13 protein-coding genes are annotated in these 13,772 nt (G+C 70.2%); 6 read left to right on the top strand and 7 right to left on the bottom strand.

Translation table 11 applies throughout. The features are described from left to right. Window positions 1–181 precede the first annotated feature (181 nt). From gap to ACLJQF_RS19185, 5 genes are all read left to right on the top strand, one after another. Window positions 182–1,186, top strand: a complete 1,005-nt coding sequence (gene gap / locus ACLJQF_RS19205) for a type I glyceraldehyde-3-phosphate dehydrogenase (protein ID WP_410610404.1) — start codon at window positions 182–184, stop codon at window positions 1,184–1,186. A gap of 4 nt (window positions 1,187–1,190) precedes the next feature. After that, the gene (locus ACLJQF_RS19200) at window positions 1,191–2,420 is read left to right on the top strand and encodes a phosphoglycerate kinase (RefSeq protein ID WP_410610402.1); all 1,230 of its coding nucleotides are present in this window, start codon (window positions 1,191–1,193) and stop codon (window positions 2,418–2,420) included. Beyond that, window positions 2,420–3,205 carry a triose-phosphate isomerase gene (tpiA, locus tag ACLJQF_RS19195; RefSeq protein ID WP_410610400.1) on the top strand — a complete coding sequence of 262 codons (786 nt, stop codon included), beginning with the start codon at window positions 2,420–2,422 and terminating at the stop codon, window positions 3,203–3,205. The genes ACLJQF_RS19200 and tpiA overlap by 1 nt, the downstream gene beginning before the upstream one ends. Before the next feature lie 127 nt (window positions 3,206–3,332). After that, entirely contained in the window at window positions 3,333–3,563 is a 231-nt protein-coding gene (secG, locus tag ACLJQF_RS19190; RefSeq protein ID WP_003071471.1) for a preprotein translocase subunit SecG, read from the top strand. Between the two features lie 107 nt (window positions 3,564–3,670). Beyond that, a complete protein-coding gene (locus tag ACLJQF_RS19185; protein WP_285990045.1) occupies window positions 3,671–4,015 on the top strand; it encodes an RNA polymerase-binding protein RbpA in 345 nt (114 codons plus the stop codon). Between the two features lie 293 nt (window positions 4,016–4,308). Here ACLJQF_RS19185 and ACLJQF_RS19180 read toward each other — a convergent pair whose 3' ends face one another. Together ACLJQF_RS19180 and ACLJQF_RS19175 are read right to left on the bottom strand one after the other, a co-directional pair. Then, window positions 4,309–5,508 (bottom strand): sensor histidine kinase, encoded by a 1,200-nt coding sequence (locus ACLJQF_RS19180; protein WP_410610398.1) that lies wholly within the window; start codon window positions 5,506–5,508, stop codon window positions 4,309–4,311. 293 nt (window positions 5,509–5,801) lie between these two features. Continuing rightward, window positions 5,802–6,902 (bottom strand): FAD-dependent oxidoreductase, encoded by a 1,101-nt coding sequence (locus ACLJQF_RS19175; RefSeq protein ID WP_410610397.1) that lies wholly within the window; start codon window positions 6,900–6,902, stop codon window positions 5,802–5,804. A gap of 70 nt (window positions 6,903–6,972) precedes the next feature. On the opposite strand from ACLJQF_RS19175, the gene ACLJQF_RS19170 reads away from it, so the two are divergent. Then, the gene (locus ACLJQF_RS19170; RefSeq protein ID WP_410610395.1) at window positions 6,973–7,533 is read left to right on the top strand and encodes a TetR/AcrR family transcriptional regulator; all 561 of its coding nucleotides are present in this window, start codon (window positions 6,973–6,975) and stop codon (window positions 7,531–7,533) included. A gap of 137 nt (window positions 7,534–7,670) precedes the next feature. Here ACLJQF_RS19170 and pgl read toward each other — a convergent pair whose 3' ends face one another. The 5 genes from pgl to tal are packed head-to-tail and all read right to left on the bottom strand — an operon-like array spanning window position 7,671 to window position 13,759. Further along, on the bottom strand, window positions 7,671–8,450 hold the full coding sequence (gene pgl, locus ACLJQF_RS19165; RefSeq protein ID WP_410610393.1) for a 6-phosphogluconolactonase: 780 nt from the start codon (window positions 8,448–8,450) through the stop codon (window positions 7,671–7,673). Next, window positions 8,447–9,499 carry a glucose-6-phosphate dehydrogenase assembly protein OpcA gene (gene opcA / locus ACLJQF_RS19160; protein ID WP_410610391.1) on the bottom strand — a complete coding sequence of 351 codons (1,053 nt, stop codon included), beginning with the start codon at window positions 9,497–9,499 and terminating at the stop codon, window positions 8,447–8,449. Before opcA ends, pgl begins: the two co-directional genes overlap by 4 nt. Next, window positions 9,496–11,019, bottom strand: a complete 1,524-nt coding sequence (gene zwf / locus ACLJQF_RS19155; protein ID WP_410610390.1) for a glucose-6-phosphate dehydrogenase — start codon at window positions 11,017–11,019, stop codon at window positions 9,496–9,498. The genes opcA and zwf overlap by 4 nt, the downstream gene beginning before the upstream one ends. Then, window positions 11,016–12,638 (bottom strand): glucose-6-phosphate isomerase, encoded by a 1,623-nt coding sequence (locus ACLJQF_RS19150; protein ID WP_410610388.1) that lies wholly within the window; start codon window positions 12,636–12,638, stop codon window positions 11,016–11,018. Before ACLJQF_RS19150 ends, zwf begins: the two co-directional genes overlap by 4 nt. An 8-nt stretch (window positions 12,639–12,646) precedes the next feature. Next, window positions 12,647–13,759, bottom strand: a complete 1,113-nt coding sequence (gene tal / locus ACLJQF_RS19145) for a transaldolase (protein ID WP_410610386.1) — start codon at window positions 13,757–13,759, stop codon at window positions 12,647–12,649. Window positions 13,760–13,772: the final 13 nt, after the last annotated feature.

Here is a 13,772-nt window from a genome sequence, read left to right as displayed (position 1 = left end):
TGGTCCACCCCGGGAACACCCCCGGTGGCGCCCCGGCTTCTTAATCGATTCTTGACCCGTTCGCCAAGTGGTGGAAGTCTCGTCAGGGCAGTCAGGGACGCGCATGCCCGCACGCTAGGGTGGCCGCGAGCCCGCAAGTCACGGCCGGGTCACCCGGCCGATCCTCAGAGGAGTGGCAGCAGTGACCGTTCGCGTAGGTGTCAACGGCTTCGGCCGCATCGGCCGCAACTTCTTCCGCGCCGTGCAGGCCAGCGGCCACGACATCGAGGTCGTCGCGTTCAACGACCTCGGCGACGTCGCCACCATGGCCCACCTGCTGAAGTACGACTCCATCCTGGGCCGCTTCCCGGGTGAGGTCAGCGTCAGCGACGAGGGCATCGTCGTCGACGGCAAGACCATCAAGGCCCTCGCCGAGCGCGACCCGGCCAACCTGCCCTGGGGCGACCTGGGCGTGGACGTCGTCGTCGAGTCGACCGGCTTCTTCACCAACGCCGACGCCGCCAAGGCGCACATCGCCGGCGGCGCCAAGAAGGTCATCATCTCCGCGCCCGCCAAGGGCGAGGACCTCACCATCGTGCTCGGCGTCAACGACGACAAGTACGACGGCTCGCAGAACATCATCTCGAACGCTTCCTGCACCACCAACTGCCTCGGCCCGCTGGCCAAGGTGCTCCAGGACGCGTTCGGCATCGAGCAGGGCCTGATGACCACGATCCACGCGTACACGCAGGACCAGAACCTGCAGGACGCGCCGCACAAGGACCTGCGCCGCGCCCGCGCCGCCGCGCTGAACATCGTGCCGACCTCGACCGGCGCCGCCAAGGCGATCGGCCTGGTCCTGCCGGAGCTGCAGGGCAAGCTGGACGGCTACGCGCTGCGCGTCCCGGTGCCGACAGGCTCGGCCACCGACCTCACGGTCACCCTGACCAAGGCCGCGACCCTCGAAGAGGTCAACGCCGCGTACAAGGCCGCCGCCGAGGGCCCGCTCTCGGGCTACCTGCGCTACAACGAGGACCCGATCGTGTCGGCCGACATCGTCACCGACCCGGCGTCCTGCATCTACGACGCACCGCTGACCAAGGTCATCGGCAACCAGGTCAAGGTCGTCGGCTGGTACGACAACGAGTGGGGCTACTCCAACCGCCTCGCCGACCTGGTCAAGCTCGTCGGTTCGAAGCTGTCCTGAACGGATGAGCGTCAAGAACCTCGACAACCTGCTGAGCGAGGGCGTTCAGGGCCGGTACGTACTCGTGCGGTCCGACCTGAACGTCCCGCTCGACGGGTCCCGGATCACCGACGACGGCCGGGTCCGCGCCGCGCTGCCGACGATCGAGAAGCTCGCCGGCGCGGGCGCGAAGGTCGTCGTCACCGCGCACCTCGGCCGTCCGAAGGGCGAGCCGGACCCGAAGTACACGCTGGCTCCGGTCGCGAAGCGGCTTTCGGAGCTGCTCGGCGCCGAGGTCACGCTGGCCGGTGACGTGGTCGGCGAGTCCGCGAAGGCGCTGACGGCCGGCCTCACCGACGGCGGTGTCGTCCTGCTGGAGAACGTGCGCTTCGACGCGCGCGAGACCAGCAAGGACGCCGCGGACCGCTCCGAGTTGGCCGCCGAACTGGGCGCGCTCGTCCCGGGCGGCGCGTTCGTCTCCGACGGCTTCGGCGTCGTCCACCGCAAGCAGGCCTCGGTCTACGAGGTCGCGTCGGTGCTCCCGGCGTACGCGGGCGGCCTGGTGCTGGCCGAGCTGGAAGTGCTGAAGAAGCTGACCGACGACGTGCAGCGGCCGTACGTGGTCGTGCTCGGCGGCGCGAAGGTGTCCGACAAGCTCGGCGTCATCGCGAACCTGCTGACCAAGGTCGACCGGCTGCTCATCGGCGGCGGCATGGCGTACACCTTCCTCAAGGCCCAGGGCCACGAGGTCGGCCAGTCGCTGCTGCAGGCCGACCAGCTCGACCAGGTCAAGGGCTTCCTCGCCGAAGCGGAGAAGCGCGGCGTCGAACTGGTGCTGCCGGTCGACGTGCTGGCCGCGACGGAGTTCTCGGCCGACGCCGAGCACGAGGTCGTCGACGCCACCGCGATCCCGGCCGAGCGCCAGGGTCTCGACATCGGCCCGCGCTCGCGCGAGCTGTTCGCGGGCAAGCTGGCCGACGCCAAGACCGTGTTCTGGAACGGCCCGATGGGCGTGTTCGAGTTCGAGGCGTTCTCCGGCGGCACCCGCGCCGTCGCGGAGGCGCTCGTGAAGAGCGACGCGTTCACCGTGGTCGGCGGCGGCGACTCGGCCGCCGCGGTCCGGCAGCTGGGCCTGCCCGAAGACGGCTTCTCGCACATCTCCACCGGCGGCGGTGCCTCCCTGGAGTACCTCGAAGGCAAGGAACTGCCGGGCGTTTCCGCTCTGGAGAACGTCGCCCTGGAGGAGAAGAACTAGTGGCACGCAAGCCGTTCATCGCCGGCAACTGGAAGATGAACCTGAACCACCTCGAGGCGATCGCGCTCGTCCAGAAGATCGCCTTCGCCCTGCCGGAGAAGTACTACGCGAAGGTCGACGTGGCGGTGCTGCCGCCGTTCACCGACATCCGCAGCGTGCAGACCCTGGTCGACGGCGACAAGCTGTCGCTCACCTACGGCGCGCAGGACATCGCGCCGCAGGATTCGGGCGCTTACACCGGCGACATCTCGGGCCTGATGCTTGCCAAGCTGGGCTGCAAGTTCGTCGCCGTCGGGCACTCGGAGCGGCGCGAGTACCACGCCGAGACCGACGAGCTGGTCAACAAGAAGGTCAAGGCCGCGCTCAAGCACGGCATCACGCCGATCCTCTGCATCGGGGAGAAGCTCGAGGTCCGCGAGGCCGGCGAGCACATCCACCACACCACGACGCAGCTGATCGAGGGGCTGAAGGGCCTCAAGGCCGAGCAGGTCGCCGGCGTGGTGGTCGCGTACGAGCCGGTCTGGGCGATCGGCACCGGCAAGGTCGCGTCGTCGGCCGACGCCGAAGAGGTCTGCAAGGCCATCCGGGCCACCCTCCTGGAGAAGTACGGCGACGAGGTCGCTTCGTCCGTCCGGGTGCTCTATGGGGGATCGGTGAAGTCGGGCAACATCAGCGAACTGGTGGGCTGCGAGAACATCGACGGTGCCCTGGTCGGCGGAGCGAGCCTCGACGGCGAGGAGTTCACGAAACTCTGTGCACTCGCCGCGGGCGGGCCGCTGCCCTGATCGAGGCCACGACCGGGTAACCTGTGTATCCGGTCCGTCACACAGCAGTGGACGAGTCCAGGGGTACGGTGGAGGTCGGAAACGACCATGCCGTACCCCTGCATTCTCCTAGAGCCCAGAGGATGACATGAAGCTGTTCCTGCAAATCCTGTTGATCGTCTCCAGCGTCCTGCTGGTGGTCGCTGTGCTGCTGCACCGCGGCCGGGGCGGTGGCCTATCGTCGCTGTTCGGCGGCGGGATGCAGTCGAGCCTGGCCGGGTCGAGCGTGGCCGAGAAGAACCTCGACCGGATCACCCTGCTGCTGGGCGCGGTCTGGCTGATCAGCATCGTGGGCCTGGGTCTGCTGCTCAAGGTGTGAGGCGTCCGGCGTTCCGTCGTCGGCCGCGACCGGGTTACGGCGGCGGGGCGCAGCGATTCGGCGTGCCTATTGGGGGGCGCGCCGCCGATTCCTAGGTGTGAGGATTCATGGTTGGCGGTAACGCGATTCGAGGCACCCGGGTGGGTGCCGGTCCTACGGGCGAATCGGAACGAGGTGAATCGGCGCCGCGACGCCGGGTCGGGTACTGGTGCGCCAACGGGCACGAGGCTCGTCCGTCGTTCGCGCTCGACGCGGAGATCCCCGACGAGTGGGATTGCCCCCGCTGCGGGCTCCCGGGCGGGCAGGACGAGAAGAACCCGCCGGCCGCGCCGCGGACCGAGCCCTACAAGACGCACCTGGCCTACGTGAAGGAGCGGCGCAGCGACGCCGACGGCGAGGCCATCCTGGCGGAGGCGCTCGACCGCCTGCGCAAGCGCCGGGAAATCCTCTAGCGGTTCGATCGACAAGGCCACCCCGAGGGAAGCGAACCCCTCGAGGTGGCTTTTCGCGCCCTCACGCAGCCGACCCCCGTGACCAGCAAGGCATCACGCGTGATTGACGGGGCATCAAGCGTGATCAGCCGGGCATCATGCGTGACTGGAGGGGCATCATCGCGATGGTTGCCCAATCACGCGTGTCGACCCTCCAATCACGCGTGTCGACCCTCCAATCACGTCCGGCGGAGGCTGCGAGCGGTCCGGAACTGTCGGTGACTGTCGGTAGGCTGGATACCGGGGGCCGGAGGTCAGCGGTCCAGCGGATACCGCGCCCGTACGCGGAAGCCGCCGTCCTCCATGCCTGAGGTCTCGAAGCTTCCGCCGAGCAGGCGGGCCCGCTCGGCCAGGCCGGTCAGGCCGTGGCCGCCCGACGGCAACCCCTCCGCCGGACGGTTCGCGCGCTCGTTGCGGACCTCGATCTTGAGCGCGCCGTGCTCACCCTGGATGCGGATCGTCGCCGTCGCGCCCGGGGCGTGCTTGTGGACGTTCGTCAGGCATTCCTGCACCGTCCGGTACGCCGCCGCCGACACCTGGTTGGGCAGCGCCTCCGGCAGGTGCTCCACCGTCAGGTGCACCGGGACGTCGGACGTGCGGATCAGCCGGTCGAGCTCGTTGATCCCCGGCCGCGGGCCGTCGTCGTCCGACCCGGCTCGCAGGACGCTGACCAGCGACCGCAGTTCCTCCAGCGTCCGCTTGGACAGCATGCGGATGACCTGCGCGGTCTCCAGTGCGCGGTCGTCGGTGGTCTGGGCCTGGAGCGCGCCGGCCTGCATGGCGATCAGCGTGATCTGGTGAGAGACGACGTCGTGCATTTCGCGGGCCAGCCGGGCGCGTTCCTCGGCGCGGACGGCGTCGGCGTGGAAGCGGCGCTCGCGGTCGCGGCTCGTGGCCAGCTCGGCGAGCTTGTTCGAAACTTCCGTGCGGGCACCGATGAGCAGGCCGATCGCGATCGGCATGCCGGCGACCAGGACGCCGTAGATGCCGTCGAGGATGTGCTCGCGCCAGCTCAGCTCGGCGAAGTCCTCCAGGGGCCACTGCACGAACCGGCAGGTCCACACCAGCGCGGCCCCGACCCAGACCTGCCAGTGCAGCTGACGGCGGGTGGCGAGCATGCCGAGCGTGATCATCGACGCGAGCTGCGCCCAGCCGGCCAGGAAGCCGGGGACCGCGACGAGCACGGCGAGGAACGGGAACTTCCGGCGGAACACCACCGCGAGGCAGGCCGCGCCGGAGAGCCAGATCGAATAGGGCTGGGCCTTCTCGGGAATGACCAGCCAGACGTCGAGCACGGCCAGGATGACCGCGGCCGCCTCGATGGCGAACGTGACCACAGCGGGGCGGGGCACCGAGCCGAACAGGCTCAGGCCGCGCTTGCGCACCCGCTCGGCGGCCGATGGCCCCGAGCCGGCGATCGAGATGCCTGGAATCGAGAGTCCCTCTGTACTCATCGCTGGCGACCCCATTCGTCTTGTGGACTTGGTGGTGAGAGGCGCTCAGGGCCCGATCGGGACGCGCAGCGGCAGACAAATGTGCGGATGCTAACGAGGTCGCGTACGGAGACGGTTAGTTTCACCCGTGTGCGGCGCTCCGGCGTCCGGATTCCGTAACCGGTTGGGCCGTTCGGCGGATAGCCGGCGAACGGTGCTACCGAGTGTGGGAACTCTGTCTCCCAGTGTGTGCCAAGACGACCACATCGTGGGAATCATGTTACCCACGTGTGGTCGCTTTTGGTGCACAGCTCTCAGGCCGCCATGGACCGGAGGTCGTCGCTCAGCAGGTCGTGCAGCCCGGACGAGCAGGCCTTCGCCATCTCGATCGACCGCGGCAGCATGCCGGCCTCGTACGTCCGGACCGCTTCGTCGACGCTGGAGGTCGTGGCCAGCGCGGTCGCCAGTTCGGTGCCGTCCAGCAGGGCGAGGTTCGCGCCGACGCCGAGCGGCGGCATCAGGTGCGCGGCGTCGCCGAGCAGGGTGAGTCCGGGCGTGGTCGTCCAGGCGTGGGGGACCGGCAGGACGTGCAGCGGCCGGTGCGTGAACCCGCCGTCGTGCTCCCGCAGGTACGCGAGCAGGTCCGGGTGCCAGCCGGCGTAGCGCTCGAGCAGGTGGTCGCGCACCGCGTCCGTGACGGCGAAGTCGAGGCCGGCGGCCCAGTCTTCGGGGGCGTAGAAGGTGGCGTAGCAGCGGATGTGGCCGTTGCTGGTGCGTTGCGCGACGAGCGCCTGCCCGCCGGCCTTCGTCATCATCGTCCCCTGGCCGGTCAGCGCGGCCAGGGCCGGGTGGCGGCGGTCGGTGTCGTCGAGGCCGAACTCGACGAACGTGACGCCGCTGTACTCCGGCCGGACGCCGGTGAGGGCACGCCGGACGCGGGACCACGCGCCGTCCGCGCCGACGACCAGGTCGAAGTCCTGGGATGTGCCGTCGGCGAACGTCAGCCGGGCGCCGGCCTTGGTGACATCCTCGACCGGCCGGCCCCACTGGACGGTGCCGGGGGACAGGGAGTCCAGCAGGATGCCGCGGAGCTGGCCGCGGTCGATTTCGGGCCGGGAGTCGTCGCCTTCGGCGGGGGACTCGTCGAAGACGGCTTCGGCGGTGTGCGGGTCGAGTCCGCGCATCTGCTGGCCCTCGGGCCGCGCCAATGTACGGAACTGTTCGTTCAGGCCGGCGGTGCGGAGGGCGACCTGGCCGGTGTCGGCGTGCATGTCGAGGGTTCCGCCCTGCGGCCGCGCGCCGGCGGCGGGTTCCTGTTCGAAGACGGTGACGTCGAGGCCGTGGAGCTGCAGGACGCGGGCGCAGGCGAGTCCGCCGAGGCCGGCGCCGGCGATCGCGATACGAGGAAAGGTCATGTCACTAAGAAAGCATAGTCACTCAAAAAGTGCAACGACTCAACTTTTGGAGTGAGTTAGACTTTGCCTCATGACCGAAGTGATCGGACGCCGCGAGCGCAAGAAGGCGCAGACCCGCAAAGCCCTCGCCGACGCCGCGCTCGAGCTGTTCCTCGCCCGCGGCTACGCCCAGGTCGGGGTGAAGGAGGTCGCGGACGCCGCGGACGTCTCGGTGACGACGTTGTTCAAGTACTTCCCCAGCAAGGAAGCCCTGGTGTTCGACCAGGACGAAGACATCGAGGCGGCGCTCGTCCTGGCGGTCCACGGGCGGCCGCCGAACCACTCGGTCGTGGACGCCCTGCGCAAGCACATCCTGCGCCTCGCCGAAGGCGCCCCGAGCGGCGAGTTCCTGCGGCTGATCGAGAGCGAGCCGGCCCTGCGCGACTACGCCAGGCGGATGTGGATGCGCCACGAGACGACGCTCGCCCGCGCGATCGCGGAGGAAATGGGGGCCCCGGAGGGGGACGTCGCGTGCGCGGCCTTGGCCCGGTTCGCGCTGGCCTCCCGCGAGCTGATCCAGGCGGACCCGCACCCGCGCCGGGCGGCGGAGGAGATCTTCGCCCGCTTGCAGCGCGGCTGGCGGACCGAGTGAGCCCGCTTGCAGCGCGGCTGGCGGACCGAGTGAGCCCGCTTCGGTGACCAGCGAAGCCCGACCTCGCGACCCGGCGCACCCACCGGAACGAGTGAAGGCCCCCTGCCGCAGCAGGAGGCCTTCACCGAACAACACGCTCAAGCCGTTGGCGGCTGATAAACCTTCGTCAGCTTGCCCGCCGCAGCCCGGTCCAGCAGCCACAACGTCCGCCGGTGCCCGCGAGCGCCGGCCACCGGCAGCTGCACCTCACCAGCCCCCGCCAACGCCAACGCCACGGCGTCCGCCTTCGCCTCACCGGCCGTCATCAGCCACACGTCCTGAGCCCGCCGAATCGCCGGCAGTGTCAGAGAAATCCGCGTCGGCGGCGGCTTCGGGCAGTTCCGCACCGCCACCACCGACCGCTCGGTCTCGTACACGGCCGGGGACTCCGGGAACACCGAGGCCGTGTGCCCCTCCCCGCCCATACCCAGCAGCATGATGTCGAACGATGGCACGTCGCCGTGGTCCTCCGGGCCGGCCTGCGCCGCCAGCACGTCGGCGTAAGCCGCGGCCGCCGCGTCGACGTCGGAACCGAACTCACCGTCCGAGGGCGCCATCACGTGGACGCGCTTCGGGTCCAGCGGGACGTGGTCCAGGAGCGCCTCGCGCGCCTGCTTCTCGTTCCGCTCGTCCGAATCCGCCGGGACGAACCGCTCGTCGCCCCAGTAGATGTCCAGGCGCGACCAGTCGATCGCGTCGCGGGCCGAGGACGCCTGAAGCTCCGACAGCACCGCGATGCCCGTGCCGCCGCCCGTCAGGACCAGCGACGCCGATCCCTTGGCCGCCTGGACGTCCACCAGCCGCGTGACCAGGCGAGCCGCTGCCGCCGCGGCCAGGATGTCCTGGTTCGCGTAGACGACGACTTCCGTCTTGCTCATTTCTTGGCACCCGACGCAGCCGAAGCACCCGACGCAGCCGAAGCAGCCGAGGAACCCGACGCAGCCGAGCCGGCCGCCGTGGCCGGTGACGTCACGTCCGCCTTGGGCGGCGCTCCCGTCTTGCCGTTCGTGCCTGACGTGATCTTGCCCAGGCCGTGCAGGGCCGCCTCGTAGACCTCGTCCGGGTCGAGCCGGCGGAGCTCCTCGATCAGGCAGTCCTGCGTGCTGCGCCGCTGCAGGGCGATCCGGCGGGTCGGCTGTCCCGGCTGGGTCAGCGTGCCGACGCGGCCGTCCGGGCGGTGCAGCTCCACCGGGCCCGACTTGCGGTCGAGCGTCACCGAGATGATCCCGGCCGCGCCCGAGCTCTTGACCCGCTTGACCGGCACCTTCAGGTACTCGGCCAGCCACGCGGCCAGCAGCTCGGTCGACGGCGAGTCGGCCTCGCCGGTCACCGTCGCGGCGGTGATCTTCTCGTACGGCGGCAGGTCCAGCGCCGAGACGAGCTGGGCGCGCCAGTGCGTCAGGCGCGTCCAGGCCAGGTCGGTGTCGCCTTCGGCGTACGCCTTTGCCCGCGTGGTCAGCGCCTTGACCGGGTTCTTCTCCGCGGCCGAGTCGGTGATCCGGCGCTGGGCCAGCTCGCCGAGCGGGTCCTTGTCCGGGTCCTTCGGACCGGCGCTGGGCCACCAGCACACGATCGGCGCGTCCGGCAGCAGCAGCGGCACCACCGCGCTCTGGCCCTGCCCGACGAGCTGGCCGTACAGCCGCAGCACGATGACCTCGCTCGCGCCGGCGTCGCCGCCGACCCGGATCTGGCCGTCGATGCGCGGGGCGGCCGTGCGGGCGCCCTTGGCCACCACGATCACCCGCGACGGGTGCTCGCGGCTCGCGCCGTTGGCCGCCTCGATGGCCTCTTCGAGTTTGGCGTCGTCGTCGGCCACGATCACCAGCGTCAGGACGCGCCCCAGCGCGACCTGGCCGCCCTGTTCGCGGATCTCCACCAGCTTCTTGTTGAGTGCCGAAGTCGTGGTGGACGGCAGGTCGATGATCACGGGCGCCTCCATTTCCGGCCGGTGCGCGCCAGCATTTCGTCCGCCGACGGCGGGCCCCACGTGCCCGGCGGGTACTGCTCCGGCGCCCCTTCCTTGGCCCAGTTCTCCAGGATCGGGTCGAGGATCTTCCAGGAGAGCTCGACCTCTTCGTTGACCGGGAACAGCGACGGCTCGCCGAGCAGGACGTCGAGGATCAGGCGTTCGTAGGCCTCGGGGGAGGACTCGGTGAACGCGTGGCCGTACCCGAAGTCCATCGTGACGTCGCGGACCTCCATCGTGGTCCCCGGCACCTTCGAGCCGAACCGCAGCGTGATGCCCTCGTCCGGCTGGACCCGGATGACCAGGGCATTCTGCCCCAGCTCCTCGGTCGACGTCGAGTCGAACGGCAGGTGCGGCGCCCGCTTGAACACGACGGCGATCTCGGTGACGCGGCGGCCGAGCCGCTTGCCGGTGCGCAGGTAGAACGGCACCCCGGCCCAGCGGCGGCTCTGCACCTCGAGGGTCACCGCGGCGTAGGTCTCGGTCTTCGAGTCCTTCGCGAAGCCCTCTTCCTGCAGCAGGCCGGGCACCTTCGTGCCGCCCTGCCAGCCGCCCGCGTACTGGCCGCGCGCGGTGGTCTTGCTCAGCGGCTCGACCGGCTTGGTGCCCGAGAGCACCTTGATCTTCTCGGCGCGCAGGGCCCGCGGTTCGAACGACAGCGGCTCCTCCATCGCGGTGAAGGCCAGCAGCTGCAGCAGGTGGTTCTGGATGACGTCCCGGGCGGCGCCGATGCCGTCGTAGTACCCCGCGCGGCCGCCGAGGCCGATGTCCTCGGCCATGGTGATCTGCACGTGGTCGACGTAGTTGGCGTTCCAGATCGGCTCGAACAGCTGGTTCGCGAAGCGCAGCGCCAGGATGTTCTGCACCGTCTCCTTGCCGAGGTAGTGGTCGATGCGGAACACCGACTCCTCGGGGAAGACGTCGTTGACGATCGCGTTCAGCTCTTCGGCGCTCTTCAGGTCGTGGCCGAAGGGCTTCTCGATGACGACGCGCCGCCAGGTGTTCTCGTCGGCGTGCGCCAGCCCGGACCGGGCCAGCTGCTTGGTCACCACCGGGAACGCGCCGGGCGGGATCGACAGGTAGAACGCGGTGTTGCCGCCGGTGCCGCGTTCCTCGTCGAGGTCCTTGATCGTCTGCGCGAGCCGGTCGAAGGCGTCGTCGTCGTCGAAGGTGCCCTGGACGAACCGGATGCCTTCGGCGAGCCGGTTCCACACCGACTCCTTGAACGGCGTCCGCGCGTGCTCCTTGACCGAGTCGTGCACGAGCTCGCCGAAGTCCTGGTGCTCCCAGTCGCGGCGGGCGAACCCGACGAGCGAGAAGCCCGCGGGCAGCAGCCCGCGGTTGGCCAGGTCGTAGATGGCGGGCATCAGCTTCTTGCGGGCCAGGTCGCCGGTGACCCCGAAGATCACCAGGCTGGACGGCCCGGCGATGCGCGGGAGCCGCTTGTCCCGCGGATCGCGCAGGGGGTTGCTCCAGGTCATGCGGCCCCCTCCTGTACCGCGCGGGCGACGGCCGCGAGGCCCGCGGCCCGGTCGGTCAGGTGCAGGCGCAGCACCGGGCGGCCGTGCTCGGCGAGCACCTGGCCGTCACCCAGGGCCTGGGCGTGCTGCAGCTGTCCCAGCGTGTACGGCCGGTCCGGCACGTCGAGGTCCCGCTCGACCGCGCCGGTCAGCTGCAGGAAGACGCCGTTCTGGTGCCCGCCCTTGTGGTACTGGCCGGTGGAGTGCAGGAACCGCGGGCCCCAGCCGAACGTCGTCTGCAGCCCGGTGCGCTTGGCGATTTCGCCGCGCAGCACTGCCGTCGAGGCGTCGTCGAGCCGGTCGAGGTACGCCTGCACCGCGATGTAGCCCGCGTCCGGCGCCGAAGCGAAGAACGCGCGCAGCACGTCGGTCAGGCTGCCCTCGGTGGAAACCCCGTCGCTGCCGAAGATCTCGACCGGACCGTCCACGTTGGACGGTTCCTCGCCGCCCTTCAGCTTCTCCGGGTCGTCCAGCAGCGCGCGGGCCGCCTTCTTCGCGGTTTCGACGTCCGGCTGGTCGAACGGGTTGATCCCGAGCAGCCGGCCGGCCAGCGCCGTGGCGAACTCCCAGAGCAGGAACTGCGCACCGAGCGAGCCGGTGACGGCGATCTTCGCCGCCCCCTTCGGGCTGCCGACCGCGGTGGGCGTGGCGTCGGACTTGGCGTCGCCGAAGCCGGGTGCTTCCGGGCCCTCGACCGCGACCGGGAGCAGGCCGGTGCCCTGCTTGCCGGTGGACTCGGCGATCAGCTGCTCGGCCCAGTCCGGGAAACCCTTGATGCCCGAACCGGTGTCGGCCAGGACGACCTTTTCGGCGCCCGCCTCGTGCGCGGCGGCCCATGCGGCGGCCAGCTTGACCGCCGGGTTGTCCGCCGAATCCGCGGCGAGCTCGTCGGCCACCGAAGCGGCCTGGTCGAGCAGCCGGGCGACGTCCGCGCCGGCGAGCCCGGACGGGACGAGCCCGAACGCGGTCAGCGCCGAGTAGCGGCCGCCGACGTGCGGGTCGGCGAGGAAGACCTTGCGGTATCCCTCCTTTTCGGACAGTTCCTGGAACGGCGAGCCCGGGTCGGTGACGACCACGATCCGCCGGGCCGCGTCGATCCCGGCGTCGGTGAACGCTTTCGCGAAGATCCGCCGGTGGCTGTCGGTCTCGACGGTGCCGCCCGACTTCGACGACACCACGATCACCGTGCGCTCGAGGTCACCGGCGAGTGCGTCGGCGACCTGGCCCGGGTCGGTGGTGTCGAGGACGGTCAGCGCGACGCCCTCGGTGCCGGTGATCACCTCCGGCGCCAGCGACGAGCCGCCCATGCCGGCCAGGACGACGCGGTCGACGCCTTCGGACCGCAGTTCGGTCCGCAGCGCCTCGATCTCGCCGATCAGCGGCCGCGACGACTTGTGCAGCGTCGTCCAGGACAGCCTGATCGACGCCTCGGCTTCGGCGTCCGGCCCCCAGAGCGTCGCGTCCTGCGCCGCCAGCTTCGACGCGGCCTGGTCGGCGACCAGCCGCTCGGCCAGCGGCGCGGCGCGCTCCGCCAGTGCGGCGTCCACGATCTCGACGCCGGTCTTCTCACCTGTCGTCATGTGGTGCGTCAGCCCTTCGCCTGCTCGAGCTGCCCTTGCACCGTCTCCAGAAGCTCGGTCCACGACTTCTCGAACTTCTCGACGCCCTCGTTCTCCAGCGTGAGGAACACGTCGGTGATGTCGATACCGACGGCCTCGAGCTTGTCGAAGACCTCCTGCGCTTCGGCGGCGCGCCCGGTGACCTGGTCACCCTTGAGCTCGGAGCTCTCGGCGACCGCGTCGAGGGTCTTCTCCGGCATCGTGTTGACGGTGTCCTTGACGACCAGGTCGTCGACGTACAGCGTCGGGGAGTAGTCCGGGTTCTTCACACCGGTGGACGCCCACAGCGGGCGCTGCGCGTGGGCGCCGTCGGCCGCGAGGGCCTTCCACCGGTCGGTGGCGAGCAACTCCTGGAAGGCCGCGTAGGCGAGCCGCGCGTTGGCGACGGCCGCCTTGCCGCGCAGGGCCAGGGCTTCGTCGGTGCCGATGGCTTCCAGGCGCTTGTCGATCTCGGTGTCGACGCGGGACACGAAGAACGACGCCACCGAGTGGATGCCGCGCAGGTCGTGGCCGTTGGCCTTCGCCTGCTCCAGGCCCGCGAAGAAGGCCTCGATGACCTTCTTGTACCGCTCGACGGAGAAGATCAGCGTGACGTTGACGCTGATGCCCTCGGCCAGGGTCTTGGTGATGGCCGGCAGGCCCTCTTCGGTGGCCGGGATCTTGATCAGCACGTTCGGCCGGTCCACGGTCTTCCACAGGTCCTGCGCCTCGACGACCGTCTTGTCGGAGTCCTTGGCCAGGCGGGGGTCGACCTCGATCGAGACGCGGCCGTCGACGCCGTTGGTGGCGGTGTAGACGTCGCGGAAGAGGTCCGCGGCGTTGCGCACGTCGGTCGTGGTCAGGTCGCGGATGGTCGCCTCGACGTCGGCGCCCTGGGCGGCGAGCTCTCGCGTCCGCTCGTCGTAGGCGTCGCCCTTGGACATCGCGTTGGCGAAGATCGTCGGGTTGGTCGTCACGCCCACGACGTGCTTGTCGCGGATCAGGGCGGCCAGGTTGCCGGTGTTGAGGCGTTCACGCGAAAGGTCGTCCAGCCAGATCGAAACGCCGGCCTCGGACAGCTGCGCGAGCTTGTCGGTGCTCATTGCTGCTTCAGTC

This window comes from Amycolatopsis sp. lyj-109 (assembly GCF_046548995.1).
In the GTDB taxonomy this organism is placed as follows: domain Bacteria; phylum Actinomycetota; class Actinomycetes; order Mycobacteriales; family Pseudonocardiaceae; genus Amycolatopsis.
This window is presented reverse-complemented; position numbering and strand designations above follow the sequence as displayed.